Raw genomic sequence first — 23,661 nt, forward strand, 5'->3', positions numbered from 1 at the left:
TCCTTGTGTTCTGAACCAAAGTCCTTGTGTGTACACCGTAGCTTTTTAAGGGGAGTTACGGGGGATCGAGGTTTCAGGTTTTCAATGCCTAAGTCCTGAGAGATTTATGTCTCAATACGCTTGGGTTAAGGCTAAAATCTTTTGTCAAAGTCAATTTTTTTAACGTAGACGCAAAGAGAAGGAAGAAATGCTTAACTGAACTGTATTGATTTATAAATTAGTAATACAATCTGCAAAAACTAGAGTCAATGTTAAAGCAAAACGGAAACATCAGGATAAAAATCTTCAGAAGCATCTTTGCTGCTGTCAACTTAGCGGTAATTTCTGGAGGATTAGTTAGTTGTACTGGGAAAGTACCGCAGCCAGTTGCTCCACCTGAGCAACAAAAACCAGTCCTACAACCTACCCAACAGCCTAACCAGGTAAAGCAGAATGATCAAAAAGGCGATCGCAAGGATGATAAAAAAGATGACGATAAAGAAGATAACGACTAAATAAAGGCAAAACTATCACCTTTTCTTTGAGTTTCCATTTATGCTGATCCCACAAACTTCTACTTCCCTAATCCATACTTTACGCCTTCGACGGCAAGAACTAGCCAACCTGATTGATTTTCCCGCAATTCTCTGGTCAGGTAGCAACAGTCCCCGCAACTTTCCCGCAAATCCCTTTCCCTTTCGCGCTAGCAGTCATTTCCTCTATTTTGCCGGACTGCCATTATCAAACGCGGCAATTCGTTTAGAAGCGGGCAAGCTAGAACTATTCATCGACGATCCATCCCCCAGCAGCGCCCTTTGGCATGGAGAAATGCCAACGCGCGAGGAAATAGCCCAGAAGATTGGGGCGGATGTGGCAGGGCCTATGGCAGAATTAGAGTCTTGGGTAGAAGATGCCGCCACAATTGCTATACAAGATGCTGCTACTTGGACACAGCAGACGCAGCTATTAAATAGATGGATTTTACCACAAAGTCCTCCCGAAGGAATTGATTTAGAGTTAGCCAAAGCGATCGTTACTATCCGCCTCACTCATGATCAAGCTGCATTAACCGAGTTGCGAAAAGCTGCGGCTGTCACTGTTGAAGCACACAAAGCTGGGATGGCTGCAACACCTCAAGCGAAGGTGGAAGCAGAAGTTCGGGCAGCGATGGAAGGGGTAATTATTGCCCACAATATGACCACTTCCTACAACAGTATTGTCACGGTTCACGGTGAAGTTTTGCATAACGAGCAGTATCACCACCTTCTACAACCAGGAGATTTACTGCTTGCGGATGTTGGCGCTGAAACCCAGATGGGTTGGGCAGGTGACGTCACGCGCACATGGCCGGTTTCCGGTAAATTTTCATCAACCCAGAGAGATATTTATAATGTGGTATTGGCAGCCCATGATGCTTGCATTGCCAAAATACATCCTGGTGTAGAGTATGGGGATATTCATTTGCTAGCTGCCACTGTCATCGCTGAAGGTTTAGTAGAGTTAGGCATTTTACAAGGAAATCCCCAAGATTTAGTAGAAATAGATGCTCACGCGCTATTTTTCCCTCATGGTATCGGTCATCTACTGGGTTTAGATGTCCATGATCTGGAAGATTTGGGCGATTTGGCAGGGTATGAAGAAGGACGTGAAAGGAGCGATCGCTTTGGCTTAGGCTACCTGCGCTTAAATCGTCCTTTGCGTCCAGGAATGTTAGTTACAATTGAACCTGGTTTTTATCAAGTACCAGCAATTTTAAATGATCCCAATCTGCGCTCAAAATATCAGAATATCGTGAATTGGCAGCGTTTATCTGAATTTGCCGATGTGCGCGGAATCCGCATCGAAGATGATGTTTTAGTTACAACCGAAGGTAGCGAAGTATTAACAGCTGCATTACCGAATAGTGCCAGTGCTGTAGAAGATTTAGTTAATTAGATGTAGAGACGTTGCAATGCAACGTCTTGTTTGTGTAGGGATGATGGCACGATTACCCTTGCGGAGGTCTAAATGAATGTAGTAAAGCGTCGTATCGGTCTTGAACAAGAATTTTTTCTAGTAGATGAGGCTGGTAGCTTAAGCGATCGCGCCGATGATTTTTTGAACGGTTGCCACATAATGGCGCAAACACAAGGTTTAGACCCAAAGTACTTTGTGCCAGAGTTTGTCAAAAGCATGGTAGAAATTAACACACCTCCTGCCGACACTGGTACAGAACTAGCAAAAGTTTATCTCAAAAATCTCAAATTGGCGCTTTGTGTGGCGCAACAGATGGGTTTACGTCTTTACCCTCTGTCTAGCTACCCATTGCATATTACACCAGTTATGCGCGATCACCCTAATTACCATATCCAAGCGCGGACTGTCGGCTATGAGAAATTCTTGCACGCCGCCAAATGTACAGGTACACACCTGCATTTGGAAGTCCCGCCTGGGGTAATTGACCCTAATGTTGTAGTCTCTTACAACTCGACATCAGCAGAGCGAGAAGAACTACTAAATATCTATAATTTAGCTACAGCTTGCGACTCAGCACTCATTTCCCTGACGCGGGCGTGTCCCTTTTATGAAGGACAGGCGATCGGGCTAGCCGCGCACACAATTCGTTATCGAGGTAGTGAAACCTTTGGCTGGGAAGGAGTTTACACTCATTTACAGCCTGTGGGTGGACTGATGCCTTATGCATTAAGTGTAGAGGGTTTAGTTGAACAGCACTTTGCTCGTTACTATGCTTGGTTGCAAGCGATGGAAAAAGCCGGAATTGAACCGAATCTGATCAAAGAAGCAGAAGTCAGCTTACTCAAGTCAGCTTGGAATCCCGTTAGACTCAACAAACTCGGCACTGTTGAAATTAGATGTATAGATAGTAACTATCCCTCGGTAACTTTAGCTGTAATTACATTGCTTGAAAAGGCGGCTAATCGAGTCAGGCGGGAGAAGTTAACGGTTAGACCAGCTAAAGAAATGCAGATATTTGAACTAGTTGGCGATCGCCTATATGTACCAGATTTTGAATATCTAAATGGTGAACTGCTCTATACTTCAGCTACAGAAGGACTTAAAAATCCCAAAGTTAAGGCTTACGTCGATTCAATTTTGCAGTTTGCTAGCGCAGAGGGTGGCGAAGGAGCAAATTTTCTAGCAAAACTGAGCAAACACCTTGATCACTATCAGACGATAGAAGCTGGGATATTGCAAGAGTTTACACAGACAACTACTCAACTTCCATTAGATGTCGGTTTGCGTTTAGTACGTGAATGTTGTGACAATCTAGAAGCAGAGGTTTCATGGATAGATACAGAAAATCCCCTAGCAGCGTTGGATACTGATGAACGATTGTTACGGGTATGATGCGTAAACCCCCCGGTTTCTAACCGTGGGAGTGTCAATACAGCAGTATTAATGCAATCTCAATTCCAGAAATAGCCTTAGTTTTCAAATGAATAGACTAGGCGCAAACCTCTGTAGCCCAAATAATCATCCTTGTTGGGAAACAGGCGATCGCCCCAACTGACTGACAATTACATAACGTTCGGACTCTAGCGGCAATTTCTGTAACCATCAAGTAAGGAACAGCGTCAGCGCCGTATCTGTCCTATCCTGGAGATGGGTAAATAGTGTTGTGGGTGAGACTGTGTTTTTCAGCGTTGTGATACCGACTTATAATCGCCAACCGATTTTAGAAAAGTGCCTCCGCGCCTTGGAGGTGCAGGAGTTGAGTCAGTTAAGTGTAGTTTCTGATTACGAGATTGTCTTGGTGGATGATGGTTCTACTGATGGCACATTGGATTGGTTAGCAGAACACAAAGAAGAGTTTCCCCATGTGCAATGGTTTCAGCAAGACCATGCAGGACCTGCTGCGGCTCGAAATTTGGGAGTAGAACAGGCGCAGGGAGATACAATTATCTTTATTGATAGCGATTTAGTGGTGCTGGAGAATTTCCTGCAAGCTCATGCTAATGCACTAATGCAGGGACAAGAGAAATTGGGGAGCGATCGCCTTTTCACTTACGGAGCAGTTATTAATACTTGTAATTTCGATAACCCAACGGCTGAACCCTACAAAGTCACAGATTTTTCAGCAGCTTTTTTTGCTACCGGAAATGTAGCAATTCCCAAACATTGGCTAGAGAAAGCCGGACTTTTTGATACCAGCTTTCAACTCTATGGCTGGGAAGATTTAGAATTAGGTGTGCGGCTAAAAAAACTAGGTTTGACACTAATTAAATGTCCAGAAGCCGTAGGATATCACTGGCATCCACCATTTAAATTAGAGCAAATTCCCCGATTGATTGACCAAGAAATTCAACGCGGACGTATGGGAGTTTTATTTTATCAAAAACATCCCACCTGGGAAGTGCGAATGATGATTCAAATGACTTGGCTGCATCGCTTACTTTGGGGAATTCTTTCACTCAATGGTGCGCTAAATGAAAGAACAATGGCTCCCTTTTTGCAATGGCTAATTAACTTAGGTAAACCACAATTGGCTTTAGAAATTGCCCGAATTTTCCTAAATTGGTACAACGTGAAGGGTGTCTATGAAGCCTATGCTCAAATGCAGCAAGCATCGTGATTAAAAAGTGAAAATTGCAGAGCTACGTGTAACACAAAAATAAAATTACAAAATCCCTTTTCCTAATACCTTACGCTTCAATACTACTATCCGAGGTCTTGCCCCTTTACCTGAAAAGCCTAGACCTTCACGGAAGATTTCTGGCATATAAAATCGTGCCTCGTTATCCTTTTCCTTATCTTCGTAAATAACCCCCATTTCCTCTAGCATTCTTACTGTCGGCTGCTCCATTTCAAACTGTTCTACTGCAAAAGGAATTTTTCGTTCAGAAGCGGGATATTTAGGTAGTATTTCCTCAACCCAAGTTTTGAAAGATGGATATTCTTCCTTGGCTTCTTCCACCTTCTGTTCACTACATGGTTTAAGGGCACGGCGGATTGCTTCAGGAGGTAAAAGGCGACTAGTAGACCACTTTTCAAATTGCACTTCTTTAGCTCTATTTACTGTAATATCCGCTGCGTGGTATAAAAAACGAACAATATCTCTTGCCTGAAGCCTCCCATTAAAATCTGTTAAAGCTGCAAATATCCAAAAAGCTGTGTAAGCTTCTTTAGCATTATCTGATCCCAGTCTTTTACCCCACAAATTCTGTAATTGTTCTGTAATATCCTCCCGACTGAAATTGTCAATACTCGATTTTTCTGCACCTATTACTTCAGACTCACTACATATCCAAAAAACTAAGCGTACAAAAGAATCTTGATCCCAAGATAAATCATAAGAACGGTAAAGGTTCTCAAACTGCCTCAAGTTTTGCGTAATTGTGTAGCGCAGAAAATCACGGCGCAGGAAAATTATCACTCCTAGATTAGATTCCCTGATTTCCGAAAGTTTATTTGGCAAGTCTTCAATCAAAGCTTTTAAGGCTATCTTCTCTTGATTACTAGAGGCAATATTCTGAAAAATATCTTCTAAACCATCAAAAAGAAAGACTATACGTAATCCTTTATGTTTTAACTCACGATTTATGCTGCTAAGACTCTTGGCAGTTTCTGTGCTGGAGTCAATACCCACGGTTCTAGCAATTTCTTTAATCCAAAACTCCGCCCATTGTGGCTCACTCCAGTTTTCTTCTGCAAGTACCCTTTTAATCCTATCTACATACTCAGAATGTATAAATTCAGGAACACTATGAGATAAGGTTGCTCTAACCTCACTTCTAGCTTCATTGATAACACGTCTAGCATTATCACCCAGTTTTGCTGATTGAAGGAGAGGAAAAATATATATTTCTGGTTCTAATTCTGCATCTTTCTTATGTATACGATTTAAAAAACTTTCCCAATATTTAAAACGTGATAATTGAATGTAATTAAAGGTTTTGCCTGCTCCCTTAGCCCCAATAGATACTACACGAGGCAATTCCTCTCTAAAATTAGTTGCTAAATTTCTTAGGGGTTCTGTTACTAATAAGTCTTCACCTTGTCCTTCTTCAGCATATTCGTAGCGCTGGCATACATCTCTAAGTTGGCGAACTTCTGCAAGTATATCTTTTTCTTCAGTAGCTTTTAACCTTGAGTCCTCACTGATAGTACTTACCAACTGTTCTTCTGCCCACTCTCTAGCAACTGTCATAAGTGAAGTTGAACTTAGTTTTAAGCGTGCTTCATCCCAGCTATTAACATAAAGTAATTCTTGAGCAAAATAAGTTTCTTTTTTATGCAATCTTGTAGAATCTATATTATCTTTTTCTGACTGTAAATAAGCAGATTCTAATCGTACTAATATATCTTCAACTGCGGGTAATGATCTCAATTCTGGCGTTAGCATACTAACGATCAAAGATGGATCGTAATATCTTTCATCATCCACACTTGCCTCTGAAGGTGCTACTCTAGCAATTTGTTCCAGAACAAGACTTGTACCTCTGACAGATTGTCCGTTAATTGTTGTGACTAGAAACCTCTGAATTCTTGGATCGAAAATTATGGGACTTGAGATTTCACTTAAACCTGCTCTCAAATCAATTAATACATAGTCAGCACCAACAGCCTTACCTAAACTATGAATAGCATTACCGCATTCCCAAGCTCCATCTGGACTTCTTACCAAGTGTTCAGGTAAAATAGGTGTATCTAATAGTTCTTTATCTTCAAGACAAGCAGGTAGAAAATAAACTGTTGCTTTACCTTCGTACTTAGCAGATTTTTTGACTTCCCGTGCAAATAATGAAAGTGCTTGTTCTCTTTCAATAGGGGAATAGTGGTAAACTTCGAGGAAATCAATGAAAGAGACTGCTGGTTGTTGTTTTTCAAAAGCGTTCCAATAAGTAAGACCAGGAGCTTCTAAATCAGCATCAATAACTAATACAGTTATAGACCTATCTATTTCTTTAGCTCTATCTAGTAAAGCAAAAAGATGCGCTGCTAAATTCAATGTTCTACCAACACCACCTTTAAAGGAATAGAAGGCTATTAAAGTAGGTTTTTCAATATATGCTTCTGGAAGTTTAACTGGTTTTACTATTACCGTTTCTGCTTCTGATTTACTATCTAAATAAGCAATTTCTTCCCAGAATGGACGCACATCAACATCAGTTTTGTAAACTTCTTCTCCAGAAAAAAATTCTACCGATAATGTGGCATCCCCAAGGGTAAAATAAATCACAGATGACTCTTTTTCATACCAATCTTTGAACCATTCTTTTAAAGCATCCTCAGCATTTTCTCTGTTTTGATCACTAATAAGATATATTTCTAAAGCATCTGAGTAACAGCGAATTTTTACTACCCCTTCTGGTAATTTAGTACCATATTTAGTTTTATGTCCAATAGTTCTCCTTACATCAAGCCATGTGAGTAATTTTGGCGATTTTGGTGCATTCATAGTCTTTCAATTTCTCCCACAATCCATTTTGATATTGCTAATAGCTTATTCTCTATATCTTCATCATTTGCTTTTTGTTTTTGAGTAACTATAGAAATTACTTTTCCTCCGTACCGCCACATTTGGTTAATCTGTCCACTATTTAATTTTCTCTCTTCCTTATTATTCCTAGTATCGAATACTTCCATAATAAATATTTCAGGTAAATTTAAAGACCCTCCTGCACCTAAACAGTCTAATAACTTATTTATATTATGTTGACATTCTGCAATATCTGTACACGAATCACTACGCTTATGCCCTTTTCTCTTCATTAAGATTGTCTTAAGACCACATTCAACGGCATAAAATAAGAGTAATCGATGGGCATTAGTTCGAGATGTTTCCTGAGAATTTTTATAAGCACACAGATTTTGAGACCATGCTTTTTCCATTTCCCGATCTGTAAAAGGTATTGCCATTAAGCTATTTTTACTTCGGTTAAGTACGAATTTACTCAGTTATATTATGTCAAAATCGCCCCACCCATCAATCGCTCATACCGATACTTCAACTCTTCTTTCATCAAATACCAGCGCTCTAAAGTTGCATCCATCTCTATAATTTTCTCGGCTGCTTGCCGGGCTAAAAGTAAAACTTCCTCATCCTCAACCAAACTCGCTAAGGTAAAATCTGGCACTCCAGATTGACGAGTTCCCAGTACTTGCCCTGGCCCACGAAAACGCATATCCATTTCTGAGATGAAAAAGCCATCCTGAGATTGTTCCAACACTTTCAGCCGTTGTTGAGCATCAGGACTTCTAGAACTGCTCATCAACAAACAGTAAGACTGAGCCGCGCCACGACCGACACGCCCCCGCAGTTGGTGCAGTTGTGATAAACCAAATCGCTCTGCATTTTCAATGAGCATTACTGTAGCATTAGGTACGTCTACACCAACTTCAATAACGGTAGTAGAAACCAAAATTTGCGTTTGGTTATCACGAAATTTGGTAATCGCTTCATCTTTCTCGGCTGAACTCATGCGACCATGCAGCAGCCCCACTTGAAAGTCGGGAAAAACGCTTTCTTGTAACTTTTGATGCTCCTCTACAGCCGATCGCAAATCCAGTTTTTCTGATTCTTCCACTAACGGCAAAACCACGTAAACTTGTCTACCTTGGGCAATTTCTCGGCGGATCAGGTCGTAAGCATGGTTGCGTTGCTGACCTGACAATACTGTTGTCTGAATCTTTTGGCGTCCTGGTGGTAACTCATCAATTTGGCTCACATCCAAATCCCCGTGTATGGTCAGTGCTAAGGTTCGGGGAATCGGGGTAGCTGTCATAGTTAACACATGGGGTTGTTCACCTTTTTGCTGCAAACGCGCGCGTTGTTCTACACCAAAGCGGTGCTGCTCATCTATCACCACTAATCCCAATTGATGGAAGTTTACGGGGTCTTGAATCAAGGCATGAGTTCCCACTAACAGAGGTAATTCACCAGTTGCCAACTGAGAATGTATTTGTCTTCGTTTAGCAGTTTTGGTGGAACCTGTCAGTAATTCCACTGGTAAATGCAGTAGGTTAAACCAACCAACTAATTTGCGATAATGTTGTTCTGCCAAAACTTCTGTAGGAGCCATCAGCGCCGCTTGGTAGCCAGATTGAATTGCTGCGAGGATAGCTAGCACGGCGACTACCGTTTTACCAGAACCGACATCGCCTTGTACTAAACGATTCATTGGTACGGGTTTTTGTAAATCGTTGAGAATGTCGTTGAGAACTCGTTGCTGTGCGCCAGTGAGTTGAAAAGGCAGTATTTCGTGGAATTTTTCTACAAGTTGACCGCGTGGGACAAGGATGGCGCTAGTTTGAATCGCCCTTGCTTGCTGTTGACGTTGCAGTAACCCAAGTTGTAGGTAGAAAAATTCATCAAAGACTAGGCGACGACGGGCAACTTTCAGGGCATCGCTATCACTGGGAAAATGAATATTAGCGATCGCATCTTTCAATTCCATCAAACCATACTTTTTCCGCAAACCACTTGGCAAAGGGTCTTTCATCTGAGCCGCAGCCGGCAAAGCAGCAATTACCGCCTGTCGGACAGTATTCGCCACCACGCCCTCAGTCAGTCCATAAATTGGCACCACCCGCCCAATATTCAGCGACTCAATCGAATCTCCGGGATTTGCTAAAACCTCTAGTTCGGGATTATCCAGTGTCAAGCCGTATTTACTTTCTTTCACCAACCCACACGCCGCCAGAATACTACCTACTGGATAACGGCGTTTTAAACTTTCTTGCCAAGCGCGACTGCTAAAGCGCGTACCTGCGTAAAAACGACCAATTTTGATTTGACCACTGTTATCTTTGACAATCAGTTCTAAAATTGATAATTTCTGATTTTTGGGGCTATTAAAGCAGTTGCAACGCTTTACTGTAGCCACTATTGTCACCGTCTCACCCGCCTGTAACTCGCGGATATTCACCTGACGCGCATAATCAATGTGGTCACGAGGATAGTAGAAAAGCAAGTCGCGGACGGTGTGTAAACCAAGCCGTGCCAAATTACCAGCTTTTTTGAAGCCTATTTCTGGTAAATCACTGAGTTTTTGCTCAATGTTCGGTGCAAGCCTGCGACTTAACTCAGCAACGATTGGAGATTTTGGACTTCGACTGAGCGAAGTCGAACGATTTTGGACTTCGACTTCGCTCAGTCGAGCGATTTTGGATTGATAAATTCTCTCCTGCTCCTCTTGCTTCCCCTGCTCCTCTTGCTGTACTTGGGAAAGATACCTGCGAGTCTCTGCTACTAACTTTTGTCTTTCTTCCAGCGCTAGATGTGGATAACTAGCAAATTGCACCGCTAGTCCTTGCCAACGGCGGCGTTCATTTTGCGGCAAGCCTGTGGGGAATTTGCCCAAAGTTAGGCTGATAAATTCACTGAAGCGGTATTGTTTGCCCACCAAGTCTGTAAAGCCACGTTCGGCTTCTATCGCCAAGGCTTTGTGCAATCGTATCCAATCTGGTTTTTCATTAGTCATTGGTCAGCAGAGTGAGGAGTGAGGAGTAGAGACGCGATTAATCGCGTCTGTACAGTTAGGAGTTAGGAATAAATTACTCATAACCCTTCTCTACGAGACGCTGCGTGAACGGCAGGTGTTACAGTGAGCTTGTCGAACTGCTCAGGGCATCGCTCATAATTCATAACTCATAACTTTATTCAAACCAACTAGCACGCCATGCAGCTTCAGCTTCCGCGATCGCTCTTTCCTGATGTGTTTTTTGATACTCTCGTCCTAGCTTGTTTAGCTGAACTAAAATACTACGGATTTGCCTACGCTCAGAGGAGAGTGTCACATCAGCAAATTCAATTTCCCCTAGCCGCAGGTTAATAGCCATAATTTGCGTCAGTCCCGAATCTTCTGACTGTTGCTCATTTTCAATTTCAATTACTAAGCTTAATAAGTTCGGTGGTCCTGGCATTACCTCGGCAGATGCTTCTGATGCCGCAGCCGCCGCAGCTAAAATCGGTTCTGGTAATTTTTTGGGTAATACCCCAGCTTTTTGTAATAAAATATTAGCATCATGCGAAAGTTTTTTCAGTATCTCTTGCGTGACCTCTTCTAAGTTCTGTTGCCATTTTGCCAGTTCTATAGGATTAGAAGTGTCGGCGATCAGAGGCTCAGGGCTAGATGTGCCCAAAATCACAGGAGTTACTCCCTCATCTCCCTCATCCCCCCCTATTTCCTCACTTTTAATATAAGTGAGCAATTCCTCAGATGCCAGTTGACCCAACTTGCGGATGGCTTGTTGCAATTGTTGGCGCTGATTCAATGATAAATGCAGAAAGCTTTCGGGATATCCCTGAGTACAAAGGTGGTAACTCGCCAGAATCAACTGTTTTCGTACAGCTAGCCCCAAGGTGTTGAGATAACTAGCATAAGCGGTTTGTAATTCTACTGCGATCGCGCGAATCGCTTCTTTGAGTCCTGCAATATCCCGTTCAATTCGCTCGATTGCTCTTGCCATATCTTTTGATTCTTGCTCATATCAACTATTAAATAGTACAGATGTACAAATTTATTTTAGGATAACTTTCCAAAGGATTTTAGATTTTAAATTAAACCTCATCTAAGTTTATAAGCGTAGTTTTCGCCCTCACCCTAAATCCCTCTCCCATATCTGGCAGAGGGATTTAGGGTGAGGATTCCCCGAATCCCAGATTTGGGATTCGGGGTTGGGGGATGAGGTCAAATCCTTTTCTTTTGATCACATAAGAACTACAGGTTTCAAGATAGACGTGGTTTAAATGCGATATTTGGCGTCTCTACTAATAAAATACAGGTCAGGCTATTTGCTTGACCTGTTTGGTAAAGAGTCATTAGTCATTAGTCCTTTGTCCTTGGTAAAGACTAATGACTAATGACAAATGACCAATGACTAAATATTACTTACTGCCCATTTGTGCAGCGACTTCATCAGCAAAGCTAATTTCTTGCTTTTCAATGCCTTCGCCCAGTATGTAGCGGACAAAGCGGGTCACTTGAATCTCTTGCCCTAATTGCGCCTTCGCTTGCTTCAAGAGGTCTTCCACGGAAATACTCTGATCGCGAATGTAAGGCTGATCGAGCAAAGTCAATTCTTTCAGGCGTTTTTCAATCCGTCCCTGAACAATCTTTTCTTTGATGTTATCAGGCTTGTTCGCCAAATCATCCTTGCCCATTTCAATGTCTTTTTCCTTTTGGACAATTTCGGCGGGAATTTGGTCTACGCTCACATACTCGACATTTGGGCAAGCCGCAACTTGCATTGCAGTGTTCCGTGCCAAGCTTTGGAACTCTTGATTAGCAGCCACTGACTCAGTTTGAGAACCCAGTTCTACTAATACACCAACTCGACCGCCAGTGTGAATGTAGCTGTCTACTATACCTTGCGTGCCTTCTGCTAAGGGAAAGGTGACAAAGCGGCGCACTTGAATATTTTCACCAAGCGTAGCAATGGTTTGCTTGATAAATTCTTCTACAGTCCCGCTTTCATGATCAATATAGGGTTGAGCCAACAAAGACTCAACACTATCAGCAGTAGCTGCAAGTTTTGCTAGGTTTTTAACTAAAGCTTTAAAAGCCTCGTTACGAGCAACAAAGTCAGTTTGGCAGTTGACTTCTATAAGTACACCCACTCGACCACCAGGCTGAATGTAAGTGTCTACTAGACCTTCTGCCGTAATGCGATCGTTTTTTGTCCCCGCCTTAGAGATGCCCTTTTTCCGTAGCCAATCTACGGCTTCTTCTATGTTGCCATTAGTCTCTTGCAGCGCCTTTTTGCAGTCCATCATGCCGGCACCAGTTTTTTGGCGTAGCTCTTGGACGAGTTTTGCAGATATTTCCGCCATGTTGCCTCAATTTCTAACTTGACCTGGAGTTGTAATCGCTCACCGAATTTTAGATTTTAAATTTTGGATTTTGGATTGTTGGCGCAGCCTCTCGTAGAGAAGATTCAAAATTAAAAAAGTCTGAGAGCAAGCGAATTTAAACTTGTACTGAGCGCAGACGAAGTACGCGAGAATAAATCTAAAATCCAAAATTAAATGACAGAGCAACTGACTTAATTGCTGGGGTCAATCTAAAATCTAAAATCTGTCTTGAAAAGTTTGCTCAACGGGGGGAACCCCCGCACGCAATTTTTGTCTCCGACACGCTCTTCGCGTTCGCAAAATCCAAAATTGCCTCACGGGTGTTGAGTATTTCTATCTTACTCAGGGCTGGGGGAGAAAAAATAATCAAGTTATAAGCTATGAGTTTTTTCGCCTCTACCTTAGCCTCCAATTTGCCGCAGGCTAGGGCGGCTTGCTGCTATTCTGCCAGCCACCGCCCTCCCTCGGAGATTTGCTTCACCCCTGCTTTACTTATTCCTCTACTTCCTCGTCGGGAATTACGGCGTCAGTATATTCGCTTTCTTCGTAGTCTTCGTCATACTCACCACCGTCGTAATCTTCGTCATACTCTTCAGCATCCAGCTGACCGTGACGACCTTCATAAATGGCATCCGCCAATTTTCCGACTATCAGTTTAATTGACCTGATAGCATCGTCGTTTGCTGGGATCGGGATATCTACTACATCTGGGTCACAGTTTGTATCCAGCATAGACACAATCGGAATATTCAGCTTTTGGCATTCTTGAACTGCGTTATATTCCCGCCGTTGGTCTACAATTACCACAATATCGGGGACTTTCCGCATTGTTTTAATGCCGCCCAAGTATTTCTGAAGCTTCGTCATTTCCCGACGTAGCATTGATGCTTCTTTTTTCGGTAATAAATCTAGTGCGCCAGTTTCCTCACGGCGTTCTAAATCTTTCAGACGGTCTACGCGTGTTTTGATGGTTGCCCAGTTGGTCAACATTCCGCCCAACCAGCGTTGGTTAATGTAATGGGAACCGCAACGGGTGGCTTCTTGGGCAATAATTCCAGCTGCTTGCCGCTTGGTGCCGACAAAAAGAAATTTCTTCCCTTGTTCAGCGTGCGATCGCATATAGTTGTAGGCATTATCCATCAACTGGGCAGTTTGCACCAAGTCGATAATATGTACACCATTGCGGGAGGTGTAAATGTAAGGAGACATTTTTGGGTTCCAACGCCGGGTCTGATGCCCAAAGTGAACCCCTGACTCCATCATCTGAGCCAATGAAACGACTGGCATATATTTTTCTAACTCCGATTCGGGTTAAACCTCCATCCAAGTGCATTTCCCAATTAGGAAACACCCGAATTCTTAGATGTGCGAGATTACTTAACTATACTAGGCTAGCACATTCGCAAGAGTTGTTGTTGCTTGACAGAGTAAGGGTGAGAAAATATAACCTTGCCAAGTTTTGAGTAAGTAGGTTTTAAGGATGGAGCTAAGCGGATTCGAACCGCTGACCCCCTCAATGCCATTGAGGTGCGCTACCAACTGCGCTATAACCCCTTGAAATCCATTATATATAATCCCTGAATTATTAGTACTTTGTCAACCTTTTTATCGAAACTAAATTTTAAACATCTTTTCTAGTACTCAGCACTCTCTACGATACTCTCAACAAATACGTCATACAGTGCCCCATCAAAAAATAAACTACTAACATGGCAGCAGCAGCCAGAGCAACTAATGTACCAGCCAACATTAGAGAAAATTCTTTACTCTCGTAGGCTCTTTCCATTAAGTGCAGCGACCACGCCACCAAGGCTACATCAAAAAGTAAAATAGGGATCAACATATTTTTTAATATTTATTAATACTTGTAAAAGTATATTAACACCCTTTTAAGAAAGTGGTCTAACCTCAGATGGATGTTATTAACTGGTAAATAGTCACTCAAGACAATGTTCTTACTGGAACATTGCGATCGCGCAAATAATTTTTGATTTCTGCTACGCTTAATTGTCCGTAATGTAATAGAGATGCGAGTAATGCGGCTTCAGCTTTGCCTTCAGTTAGGGCTGTGTAGATATGTTCACAATTACCTGCACCACCAGAAGCAATGACTGGAATTTCGACAGCATCGGCAATTGCCCGTGTAATCTCAATGTCATACCCGGCTTGGGTTCCATCAGCATCCATACTAGTGACTAGCAGTTCTCCGGCCCCCCGTTTTTCAACTTCTTGTGCCCATAATAGGGCATCTAAGCCTGTATTTTCCCTGCCACCGCGCACATACACATCCCAACCGGGATTATCCGGGTTATTTCTACGCCTGGCATCAATAGCAACAACTATGCACTGATTACCAAAGCGATCGCTAGCCCGATTAATCAAGTCTGGTTCCCGTACCGCCGCAGAATTAATACTAACCTTATCTGCGCCCGCTCGTAACAAAGCTTTAACATTTTCTAAGGATTGAATGCCACCACCCACAGTCAATGGAATAAAGACCTGTTCAGCAGTCCGGTAGACGACATCTAAAATTGTAGCTCGGTCTTCATGAGTAGCTGTAATATCCAGAAATACTAACTCATCAGCACCGGCTTGGTTGTAAACCTTGGCCAGTTCTACCGGATCGCCTGCATCTTGGAGATTGACAAAGTTAACTCCTTTTACAACCCGTCCCGCCTTCACATCTAAGCACGGTAAGATTCTTTTAGATAACATAATAATTTTTGTACTTCTGGGTAATTGACCGGAATTTAAATTTTAAATTGGCGCGGGTATTCTCAAACGAAAATTTTCTACTGGCATTATTCATGGGGCATGGGGCATGGGTTATTCTCCTTGTCTCCCTCATCCCCCTCATCTCCCTCATCCCCACTCCCTAGTCCCTTAAAAGTAGATTGCTGAATTATGGCGATAATCTCCTCGAAAAAACAGCCTCCAGAACCCAACGGAGAACCAAAGCAGCGTCGAGAGTCGGCGAAAGCACCTTCCCCAGACAATATTTTGCAACCTGAAGCTGCTATTGATGAACAAGATAAGCAGGAAGAGGGGATTCGGCCGCAGCGATTTGCTGATTACATTGGGCAAAAAGATTTAAAGGATGTGCTAGATATTGCCATCAAAGCAGCTAAGTCTCGTGGTGAGGTGTTGGATCACCTACTGCTGTATGGGCCGCCAGGATTGGGTAAAACTACAATGGCGATGATTTTAGCATCGGAAATGGGAGTAAATTATAAAATTACCAGTGCGCCAGCTCTAGAACGTCCACGAGATATTGTTGGCCTACTGGTGAACCTGAAGCCAGGGGATATTTTATTTGTGGATGAAATTCATCGCCTCTCGCGGATGACGGAGGAAATTCTCTATCCGGCGATGGAAGATTATCGCTTAGATATTACTATTGGTAAGGGTTCTGGCGCTCGGATCAGAAGTTTGCCGCTATCAAAGTTTACCTTAGTGGGAGCTACAACCCGTGTAGGTGCTTTAAGTTCACCACTGCGCGATCGCTTTGGTTTGATTCAAAAACTCCGATTTTATGAAGTTGACGAACTGACTAAAATTGTACTGCGAACCGCTCAATTACTCAAAACCCCGGTTACAGATGATGGTGCCACAGAAATTGCCCGTCGTTCACGCGGAACGCCACGTATTGCTAACAGGTTACTTAAGCGAGTCCGGGATTATGCGGAGGTAAAGTTATCTGGAGAGATTAATGAAAGCGTTGCATCGGAAGCATTGCAACTATTCCAAGTAGATCCCTGCGGTTTAGATTGGACAGACCGCCAGATGCTGAGTGTAATAATTGAACAATTTAACGGCGGGCCAGTGGGGTTGGAAACAATGGCAGCAGCGACGGGTGAAGATACTCAAACAATTGAAGAGGTGTACGAACCTTACCTGATGCAGATTGGGTATTTAACTAGAACTCATCGCGGGAGAATGGCGACTAAGGCTGCATACAAGCATTTGGGATTCACGCCGCCTAATGAACAGTTGTCATTATTGTAATTATGGGCATTGGGCATGGGGCATTGGGCATGGGGCATGAATTCTTCCCAATACCAAACTCCAAACTCCTGTACAGACGCGATTAATCGCGTCTCTCCTAACTCCGCATTTTCAAAATAGACACAGGTAAACCCAGATGATTAAGTTGATTGGTATTTTTCTCAGTCTGTTACTTATATTTGGCTGGGGTACTCCAGTCATGGCACAATCTCAACCGCCCATTACTCAAGAACAATTAAAACAAGGTGATGAGTGGGCAACTCAAGCTTTTGCAGCGACGAATCAAGGTGATTTTATTACGGCTGAAACTTACTGGACAAAGATTATTGAGCAATTTCCGACTAATGCGGGGGCGTGGAGTAACCGGGGAAATTCGCGGGTGAGTCAGAATAAGTTACAAGAAGCGCTGACAGATTATAACAAAGCGATAGAACTAGCACCGAATGTCACCGATCCATATTTGAATCGGGGTGCGGCGTTGGAAGGGTTGGGAAAATGGTCAGATGCGATCGCAGATTATAATCATGTCTTAGAACTCGATCCTAATGATGCGATGGCGTATAACAATCGCGGTAATGCCAAAACAGGTTTGGGGAAATGGGATGATGCGATCGCGGACTACAAAAAATCTAATGAGATAGCCCCAAATTTTGCCTTCGCCCGTGCTAACTACGCTCTCGCTCTTTATGAAACTGGTCAAAAAGAGCAAGCAATCCGTGAGATGAGGAATATTCTCCGTAAATATCCCAAGTTTGCTGATGTACGTGCTGCCCTGACAGCTGCCTACTGGGTAAATGGAGAACAAGGTGAAGCCGAAAGCAACTGGGTAGCAGCTTATGGACTAGATAGCCGTTATAAGGATATCGACTGGGTAAAAAACATCCGCCGTTGGCCTCCAAGTATGGTAATAGCTTTAAATAAGTTCTTGAAAATCAAGTAGAGGCATTGAATATGACTCATTTTGGCATCATCTGTCCTGGTGCAGCAACTGGCCCCCTCAACACAATGCTTCCATTGGGGCAGGAACTTCAACGGCGTGGGCATCGTGTCACCCTCTTCGGCACACTCGATACTCAATCTAAAGCACTGGCAGCAGGAATAGAATTCCAACCAATTGGTGAAAAAGATTCTCCCCCTGGCTCAACAGCAGAATCCTTTGCCAAGTTAGGTCAACTGCGGGGATTAGCTGCGTTTCGATACACTATTGAAATGCTGAAGCGTGTTTCATCTGTGACACTCCAAGATGCTCCAGCATCAATGAAAGCAGCAGGCGTAGAAGCTTTGCTAGTAAACCAAAGTTCAGTAGAGGGAGGGACAATTGCCGAGTTTCTCAAAATTCCTTTCATTACTGTGTGCAGCGCTGTAGTGCTGAATCGAGAACCTAGCGTTCCTCCTTTTTTCACAACTTGGAAGTATAGCCCAGCTGCGTGGGCACGCTTACGCAACGAAATAGGTAATACGTTACTTAATAGCGTCGTCAAACCACTTGAAGATTTGATCAATGAATATCGTCGAGAGTGGAAATTACCTCTGTACTCTAGTCTTAAAGATAGTTACTCTCCACTGGCTCAAATAAGTAATGCACCTGCTGAGTTTGAATTTCCCAGGGAAGAATTAGCTCCTTGGTTCCATTTCACGGGAAGCTATCATACTTCAGCTAGTCGAATACCTGTTTCTTTCCCCTACGAAAAATTGACGGGGAAACCATTAATTTACGCTTCGATGGGAACATTGCAAAATCGTCTGATTTGGGTTTTTCAGACTATTGCTTCAGCTTGTGAAGATTTGGATGCTCAGTTAGTGATTTCTCTGGGAGGTTCTGCTAAACCAGAATCACTGCCAGACTTGGCAGGAAATCCTTTAGTAGTTGAGTATGCACCTCAATTAGAAGTGCTGGAAAAAGCCACCCTCATGATTACTCATGCGGGAATGAATACAACAATGGAATGTGTGAAAAAAGGAGTGCCAATGGTGGCGATTCCAGTTGCTAATGACCAGCCAGGAGTAGCAGCGCGTATCGCTTGGACAGGGGCAGGTGAGCTTGTCACCCTCAAAAAACTGAATGTTCCTAGTTTGAAAAATGCTATCAGGCGGGTGTTGACAGAAGAATCTTATAAACAGAATGCCCTCAGATTACAAGCAGCTACTCTCGCTGCTGGAGGGGTAAGTCGAGGCGCTGATATTATTGAGCAGGCGGTATCTACAGGCAAGCCTGTCTTGGCTGAAACAAATTAATTAACAGATTAATTATCAACAAATAAAATAATATGAATTGGGACAATAACTCAATCGTAATTTATTCCAATTTTCCCTTCTATGTGGAAGATTGGGCACCTCCTTCTGTTAAAAATGGTATTGGAGGTAGCCAAGAAGCTGTCATTTACTTAAGTCAAGAACTAGTTAAATTAGGTTATCAAGTCACAGTGTTTAATAGATGTGGTGACATGGAAGGGGAATATAATGGTGTAGTTTATCAGTTTGTTGATAAATTTAATCCTCAAGATAACTTTAATGCCTTAATCTTTCATCGCGCTTGGACACAACCGATGATGATGAAAGTAAAGTCAAAAAAAACTGCTATTTGGATGCACGACAACCCAAAATTATTTCCTCCAATAGAAGATTCTCAGCAATTTGAATTTTTAGCAAGTTTTGACAAGCTGTTTATGCTGTCAAATTTTCATAAAGCGATGCTACCAAACTGGATTCCTGAAGACAAAATCTTTCTGACAACTAATGGTATTAATCTAGAAGATTTTAATTTAACAGGAATTTCTAGAAATCCCAAAAGACTGATTTCGATTAGTGACTATACAAGAGGCATTGAACATTTACTTACTCAATGGGGCAAGATTATCCAAGAAGTACCTGATGTTGAATTGCATATTTTCTATGGTTGGCAAGTAATTGATGCGCTGATTAATTCACCTAACATTACTAAATTTCCACAATTACCAGATAAAAAGAAGCAAATTTTGCAACTTTTTGATCAACCAAATGTCTATGAATATGGTAGAATTGGGCACAAGCAGTTACTTGAAGAATTATTTAAATCTGGAATCTGGGTTTATCCTTGCCATAGTGATGTTGAGACTTTCTGTATTAGTGCTTGGAAAGCTCAAGCGGCTGGTTGTGTTCCTGTAGTAACAACTTGCGCTGGTTTAGATGAGACTGTTAAATCTGGTATCAGAATTAAGGGGCCTGCTGGAGATGAACAGACAAATAATGCTTTTATTGAAGCTGTAATTGACTTGTTGAAAAATCCAGAAAAACAAGAAAGTCTGAGAAAGGAAGCATTATCTCTAAAAGATTCCTTTGGTTGGGATAAAGTTGCTAAACAGTGGCACGAGGAATTTTTCTCAGTTTAAACAAAATCCAGGGTTGTGCCGCAGCTACGCCCGTCGTAGACATCGCTCCAACCCTATCCCATCCCATTTTCGCACTCTTCACGCTGAACTAGAGCTAGTCTGAAGGATAGGCTGATTTTGAGGATGTCTCCCCTTCACCACCATCCGAACCCCCCCTGCTGGCACAAATAGAACGGCATGACGCACTGGCTGCACCGGTTTACTATCAGCCAGTTCCATTTGCCAGTGAGATAGCACTGTCGCTAATACCAGTTTCATCTCAAACAAGGCAAATCCCATTCCAATACAGCGACGGTTCCCGCCACCAAAAGGTAAATATTCATAAGGAGAAAATTGCCGTTCCAGAAAACGCTCTGGCTTAAATTGCTTTGACTCAGGATATAAATCTTCTCGATGATGGGTCAAATAAATAGAGGGAGTTAGCAAAGTCCCAGGCTCAAACTTGTATTCCCCAATTTGTAGCGGTGATTTGACCACTCGATTTAGTCCCGATATCGCCACTGGGTAAAGGCGTAGCGTCTCAGAACAGACAGCATTCAAATAAGGCAATCGGAAAATAGCGTTTGGATCTGGTTGTTCACCCAACTTATCTAGTTCTTGCAGCAGTTTTTCACGCACCTGTGGCAGATAATGAATCCAGTACAGCGCCCATGACAAGGAAGTTGCAGTAGTTTCGTGACCCGCCACTAATAGGGTCATCAGCTCATCACGTAATTCCAAATCTGTCATCGGCTCTCCCGCTTCATCACGAGCAGCTATCATCAAAGATAGAATATCAGTTCGAGATGAATCGGGTTGTGCTTTGCGATCGCTAATCTCGGCGTAGATGAGTTGATCAATTTGCTGCCGTAAACGCAAGTATTTCCCCCAAGGACTCCACGCTCCTAAATCCTGTCGCATTGATGGGAAAAAAAGCAGAACTGTTCTTAATATAGGGATTTTGGGATTTAGGATTGCAATCAGGAGTTCCTTGAGTTTTTCGTAACGTGGCCCATCTTCTAAACCAAATACAGTCTTCAAAATCACTTGGAAAGAGATTGCTTGCATTGATGGCAGAACTGCAAAGGTTTCTCCAACTTGCCACTGATTAGTCACTTGCTCAGTGATGTCGCGGATTAACTCACCATAAGCGAGCATTCGTTCCCCATGTAAAGGTGGTGTCAATAGCTTTCGTTGTCGCTGATGAGGCTTTCCTTCCAGCGCCAGTAGTGATTGCTGTCCTAATAAAGGCGATTTTATCCCTGCTGGCTCACCAGAGTCCAAATATTTTGGATCTGTAGTAAAAATCTGCTGAATCGCCTGAGGATTGCTAATAAAAACTTGAGGAGCAAAATTTTGTCCCAGCTGAAGGGTAAAGATATCACCATAACGTTTAGCACAGTCTTCTATATATTCTAAAGGATTAGTCAGCCAGTGATACATTTGTACCCAAGGGTGAGTTTGAGGCCCATTAGGCAGTTTAAGTGCAGACATTTTTTGAATCTCCCAATGATTAAACCAAAATTGTTATCAGCCAGTTATTCATACACCCGTAGCTTGCTTGATCTTAGAACACAGATCAAGCAAATGAACTTAGCAATTCTTGAATCTGCCTCGGAGTCAATTCCTGCACATTACGCAAAACTACTGCTGCTCCTGCTGCTATTAGTGTCTCACCATAGGCATCACCACGCGCTGCTGTTTCCTGCACATGGGGCGGTAAAACCCCTACACCAAGCCAAGTGCGAGCAGAATCTAGACCCCGCGCTTTCTCGACGGTATACATATCTGCTACCGTATCTCCCACATACACGATCGCTAATCTTTGCTCAATTCCATTATCTAATTGACGAACTGTCGCAAAAAGCCCTGTGGGGTCTGGTTTACCTGGGGCATCTTCCATCGCAATCAATACCGGAGATTGTAAACCCAGGCGTTTTTCTAAGATATAGTTAGCGGAAGCACGAGTTGCACCGCTAAAAAATCCCCAATCAATCCCCGCTTGGGTAAGTTGCTCTAAATAGCTAGGTTGTAATAATAAGGGTTCATTACAGATATACCCAGTAAAATTATTCGGGTCTGGGCCTCGGTAACGCGATTGAAAAAAAGCCACGATCGCATCATAATCTAGTTGCAGTTGCTCACGGGTGTGTCCTTGAGTTGCAAAGTAGCGATAAATTAATTCCTGCGATGCTTCCCAATCGTTATTCCACACACCTTCAGACTTTAGTTGGTCAATATCTAATGGGGTTGGACGATATGCTTGGGTAGTAAAATATTCTACGGTATCTGCGATCGCACGGCGATAGGAACCGCTAACATCGCGTACAACACCATCAATATCGAAAACAACGATCGCTTTTGCAGAAGTTGGTTCAGTCATGGGGTAGAGAGGAAAAGAGTTTTATAGAACCCATTTGATATCTTTTAGGCGAACAAGTAGAATCGACACAAAGAGCTGAATTCAAACAGGTAAGGGGTGAAAATGGGGTATTCAAGCGATGTGACAGACGCATAGTGGGAAATCATCGAGCCATTACTGCCGACTAAGAAGAAAACCAGACTCCCACTCTGGACAAAGCGGCAAATACTCTTCGGGTGTATTTTATCAAATTATTAATCATTGTTTGATGGTACTTAGACCCTATCCGTAGGGGCAATACCCTGCGGCATTGGTGTCAACTTAAGCTTGAAACAGCCTCTCTCATAGCTTTGTCACCCGCCTGGGAATGAATTCCTTTGGCTTTTAGCTCAAGTCTACTGAAGTAGACTAAGGATTTGGAGAGATATTTAGTCATCTTCAGATGACTTTTGCTATGAGCAAGGAACTTCAGTTCCTTTGGTTTGCGGCCCTGTAATCGGAGTCACTTTAGCAACTTCATTCAGTAGCACCAGATTACCACCTCTGGAACGGACATTAATTTGACCAATATTGTCTGGAGAGTTCCGAAACTGTTCATCTGCTTGGATATATACGCGGTAGCTGCGCTGGGAGAAGGTAAAATCGTTGACATACTGCCCACCCATGTAAGCGCCCAGAGTATTCATTGCCTGACTAAAATCGACATCGAGGGCTTCTAAGCGAGCGCGGTCAATGTTAATCTCGTATTGGGGAGTGCTGGCGGTGAATTGAGTGAAGACTTGGCGCAAGGCGGGGTTCTGATTGGCTTTTGCAATCAATTGTTGCGCGATCGCTAAAAATTGATCGATACTCAGATGTCCATTGGTGCGGTCTTGCAGCTGAAATTCAAAGCCGCCCGTCACGCCATAGCCAGAGACGGCGGGGCAGAACCGCCAGTATAACCCAAAGCCATCTCTTGCGCTGTAGAGGCGGTTTAGAAGCGGTTTCCTCAGTACTAATCGGATCGGTAGATTCTGGTGCTAAGACTGAACTAGAGCCGTTTGCAGCACTATTTTTCAGATCAGCAGTTGGCTCGGAAGATACAGATGTAATTGGGCGATCGAGTGACATAAGATATGGTTCTTCAGTACTTACTATGCTAAATTATTAGCTATACCCATAAAATAAGATTA

The 23,661-nt window shown here is 42.9% G+C and carries 20 protein-coding genes and 1 tRNA gene; 8 read left to right on the forward strand and 13 right to left on the reverse strand.

The features are described from left to right. Nucleotides 1–248: 248 nt before the first annotated feature. From HWQ38_RS03360 to HWQ38_RS03375, 4 genes are all read left to right on the forward strand, one after another. Nucleotides 249–494: a hypothetical protein gene (locus HWQ38_RS03360; protein ID WP_292790013.1), complete on the forward strand. Its 246-nt coding sequence runs from the start codon at nt 249–251 to the stop codon at nt 492–494. A 40-nt stretch (nt 495–534) separates the two neighbouring features. Then, on the forward strand, nt 535–1,914 hold the full coding sequence (locus tag HWQ38_RS03365) for an aminopeptidase P family protein (protein WP_292790014.1): 1,380 nt from the start codon (nt 535–537) through the stop codon (nt 1,912–1,914). Nucleotides 1,915–1,986: 72 nt separating this feature from the next. Beyond that, a complete protein-coding gene (locus tag HWQ38_RS03370) occupies nt 1,987–3,327 on the forward strand; it encodes a glutamate-cysteine ligase family protein (protein ID WP_292790016.1) in 1,341 nt (446 codons plus the stop codon). A 283-nt stretch (nt 3,328–3,610) separates the two neighbouring features. Then, on the forward strand, nt 3,611–4,552 hold the full coding sequence (locus HWQ38_RS03375; RefSeq protein WP_292790043.1) for a glycosyltransferase: 942 nt from the start codon (nt 3,611–3,613) through the stop codon (nt 4,550–4,552). A 45-nt stretch (nt 4,553–4,597) separates the two neighbouring features. On the opposite strand, the gene HWQ38_RS03380 is transcribed toward HWQ38_RS03375, so the two are convergent. The 9 genes from HWQ38_RS03380 to hisF form a co-directional block, all read right to left on the reverse strand. After that, nucleotides 4,598–7,378: a ParA family protein gene (locus HWQ38_RS03380; RefSeq protein ID WP_292790017.1), complete on the reverse strand. Its 2,781-nt coding sequence runs from the start codon at nt 7,376–7,378 to the stop codon at nt 4,598–4,600. Further along, nucleotides 7,375–7,839, reverse strand: a complete 465-nt coding sequence (locus tag HWQ38_RS03385; RefSeq protein WP_292790019.1) for a hypothetical protein — start codon at nt 7,837–7,839, stop codon at nt 7,375–7,377. Before HWQ38_RS03385 ends, HWQ38_RS03380 begins: the two co-directional genes overlap by 4 nt. Nucleotides 7,840–7,883: 44 nt before the next feature. Next, on the reverse strand, nt 7,884–10,403 hold the full coding sequence (gene recG, locus HWQ38_RS03390) for an ATP-dependent DNA helicase RecG (RefSeq protein ID WP_292790021.1): 2,520 nt from the start codon (nt 10,401–10,403) through the stop codon (nt 7,884–7,886). Between the two features lie 175 nt (nt 10,404–10,578). Continuing rightward, nucleotides 10,579–11,391, reverse strand: coding sequence for a hypothetical protein (locus HWQ38_RS03395; protein ID WP_292790023.1), 813 nt, complete (start codon nt 11,389–11,391; stop codon nt 10,579–10,581). A gap of 418 nt (nt 11,392–11,809) precedes the next feature. Then, nucleotides 11,810–12,754 (reverse strand): translation elongation factor Ts, encoded by a 945-nt coding sequence (tsf, locus tag HWQ38_RS03400; RefSeq protein ID WP_292790025.1) that lies wholly within the window; start codon nt 12,752–12,754, stop codon nt 11,810–11,812. 513 nt (nt 12,755–13,267) lie between these two features. Continuing rightward, the gene (gene rpsB, locus HWQ38_RS03405) at nt 13,268–14,062 is read right to left on the reverse strand and encodes a 30S ribosomal protein S2 (protein ID WP_292790027.1); all 795 of its coding nucleotides are present in this window, start codon (nt 14,060–14,062) and stop codon (nt 13,268–13,270) included. A 194-nt stretch (nt 14,063–14,256) separates the two neighbouring features. Then, nucleotides 14,257–14,329 (reverse strand) — tRNA-Ala (locus HWQ38_RS03410). Nucleotides 14,330–14,426: 97 nt separating this feature from the next. Next, nucleotides 14,427–14,618 carry a hypothetical protein gene (locus HWQ38_RS03415; protein WP_292790028.1) on the reverse strand — a complete coding sequence of 64 codons (192 nt, stop codon included), beginning with the start codon at nt 14,616–14,618 and terminating at the stop codon, nt 14,427–14,429. 98 nt (nt 14,619–14,716) lie between these two features. Further along, nucleotides 14,717–15,490 (reverse strand): imidazole glycerol phosphate synthase subunit HisF, encoded by a 774-nt coding sequence (gene hisF, locus HWQ38_RS03420; protein WP_292790030.1) that lies wholly within the window; start codon nt 15,488–15,490, stop codon nt 14,717–14,719. A 189-nt stretch (nt 15,491–15,679) separates the two neighbouring features. Between hisF and ruvB the strand changes: the two genes are divergently transcribed. The 4 genes from ruvB to HWQ38_RS03440 all read left to right on the forward strand — a co-directional run bounded on the left by ruvB (nt 15,680) and on the right by HWQ38_RS03440 (nt 20,148). After that, on the forward strand, nt 15,680–16,780 hold the full coding sequence (gene ruvB, locus HWQ38_RS03425) for a Holliday junction branch migration DNA helicase RuvB (RefSeq protein WP_292790032.1): 1,101 nt from the start codon (nt 15,680–15,682) through the stop codon (nt 16,778–16,780). 136 nt (nt 16,781–16,916) lie between these two features. Beyond that, nucleotides 16,917–17,720, forward strand: coding sequence for a tetratricopeptide repeat protein (locus tag HWQ38_RS03430; protein ID WP_292790033.1), 804 nt, complete (start codon nt 16,917–16,919; stop codon nt 17,718–17,720). Between the two features lie 11 nt (nt 17,721–17,731). Further along, entirely contained in the window at nt 17,732–19,015 is a 1,284-nt protein-coding gene (locus tag HWQ38_RS03435; protein ID WP_292790035.1) for a glycosyltransferase, read from the forward strand. 32 nt (nt 19,016–19,047) lie between these two features. Next, nucleotides 19,048–20,148, forward strand: a complete 1,101-nt coding sequence (locus HWQ38_RS03440; protein WP_292790036.1) for a glycosyltransferase family 4 protein — start codon at nt 19,048–19,050, stop codon at nt 20,146–20,148. Nucleotides 20,149–20,226: 78 nt separating this feature from the next. Here the strand turns inward: HWQ38_RS03440 and HWQ38_RS03445 are convergent, their stop codons facing one another. The 4 genes from HWQ38_RS03445 to HWQ38_RS03460 all read right to left on the reverse strand — a co-directional run bounded on the left by HWQ38_RS03445 (nt 20,227) and on the right by HWQ38_RS03460 (nt 23,599). After that, entirely contained in the window at nt 20,227–21,621 is a 1,395-nt protein-coding gene (locus tag HWQ38_RS03445) for a cytochrome P450 (RefSeq protein WP_292790037.1), read from the reverse strand. 85 nt (nt 21,622–21,706) lie between these two features. Continuing rightward, nucleotides 21,707–22,510, reverse strand: a complete 804-nt coding sequence (locus tag HWQ38_RS03450) for a TIGR01548 family HAD-type hydrolase (protein WP_292790038.1) — start codon at nt 22,508–22,510, stop codon at nt 21,707–21,709. A 431-nt stretch (nt 22,511–22,941) separates the two neighbouring features. Then, nucleotides 22,942–23,391 carry an efflux RND transporter permease subunit gene (locus tag HWQ38_RS03455; protein ID WP_292790040.1) on the reverse strand — a complete coding sequence of 150 codons (450 nt, stop codon included), beginning with the start codon at nt 23,389–23,391 and terminating at the stop codon, nt 22,942–22,944. Continuing rightward, nucleotides 23,375–23,599 (reverse strand): hypothetical protein, encoded by a 225-nt coding sequence (locus tag HWQ38_RS03460; RefSeq protein WP_292790042.1) that lies wholly within the window; start codon nt 23,597–23,599, stop codon nt 23,375–23,377. The genes HWQ38_RS03455 and HWQ38_RS03460 overlap by 17 nt, the downstream gene beginning before the upstream one ends. Between the last annotated feature and the right edge of the window lie 62 nt (nt 23,600–23,661).

This window comes from Nostoc sp. NMS7 (assembly GCF_017115085.1).
In the GTDB taxonomy this organism is placed as follows: domain Bacteria; phylum Cyanobacteriota; class Cyanobacteriia; order Cyanobacteriales; family Nostocaceae; genus Nostoc.

Bases quoted from the DNA above. Each gene is read 5' to 3' on its own strand.
- HWQ38_RS03360 (WP_292790013.1), top strand. From the start codon at position 249: ATGTTAAAGCAAAACGGAAACATCAGGATAAAAATCTTCAGAAGCATC.
- HWQ38_RS03365 (WP_292790014.1), top strand. From the start codon at position 535: ATGCTGATCCCACAAACTTCTACTTCCCTAATCCATACTTTACGCCTT.
- HWQ38_RS03370 (WP_292790016.1), top strand. From the start codon at position 1,987: ATGAATGTAGTAAAGCGTCGTATCGGTCTTGAACAAGAATTTTTTCTA.
- HWQ38_RS03380 (WP_292790017.1), bottom strand. From the start codon at position 7,378: ATGAATGCACCAAAATCGCCAAAATTACTCACATGGCTTGATGTAAGG.
- HWQ38_RS03385 (WP_292790019.1), bottom strand. From the start codon at position 7,839: ATGGCAATACCTTTTACAGATCGGGAAATGGAAAAAGCATGGTCTCAA.
- recG (WP_292790021.1), bottom strand. From the start codon at position 10,403: ATGACTAATGAAAAACCAGATTGGATACGATTGCACAAAGCCTTGGCG.
- HWQ38_RS03395 (WP_292790023.1), bottom strand. From the start codon at position 11,391: ATGGCAAGAGCAATCGAGCGAATTGAACGGGATATTGCAGGACTCAAA.
- tsf (WP_292790025.1), bottom strand. From the start codon at position 12,754: ATGGCGGAAATATCTGCAAAACTCGTCCAAGAGCTACGCCAAAAAACT.
- rpsB (WP_292790027.1), bottom strand. From the start codon at position 14,062: ATGCCAGTCGTTTCATTGGCTCAGATGATGGAGTCAGGGGTTCACTTT.
- HWQ38_RS03415 (WP_292790028.1), bottom strand. From the start codon at position 14,618: ATGTTGATCCCTATTTTACTTTTTGATGTAGCCTTGGTGGCGTGGTCG.
- hisF (WP_292790030.1), bottom strand. From the start codon at position 15,490: ATGTTATCTAAAAGAATCTTACCGTGCTTAGATGTGAAGGCGGGACGG.
- ruvB (WP_292790032.1), top strand. From the start codon at position 15,680: ATGGCGATAATCTCCTCGAAAAAACAGCCTCCAGAACCCAACGGAGAA.
- HWQ38_RS03430 (WP_292790033.1), top strand. From the start codon at position 16,917: ATGATTAAGTTGATTGGTATTTTTCTCAGTCTGTTACTTATATTTGGC.
- HWQ38_RS03435 (WP_292790035.1), top strand. From the start codon at position 17,732: ATGACTCATTTTGGCATCATCTGTCCTGGTGCAGCAACTGGCCCCCTC.
- HWQ38_RS03440 (WP_292790036.1), top strand. From the start codon at position 19,048: ATGAATTGGGACAATAACTCAATCGTAATTTATTCCAATTTTCCCTTC.
- HWQ38_RS03445 (WP_292790037.1), bottom strand. From the start codon at position 21,621: ATGTCTGCACTTAAACTGCCTAATGGGCCTCAAACTCACCCTTGGGTA.
- HWQ38_RS03450 (WP_292790038.1), bottom strand. From the start codon at position 22,510: ATGACTGAACCAACTTCTGCAAAAGCGATCGTTGTTTTCGATATTGAT.
- HWQ38_RS03460 (WP_292790042.1), bottom strand. From the start codon at position 23,599: ATGTCACTCGATCGCCCAATTACATCTGTATCTTCCGAGCCAACTGCT.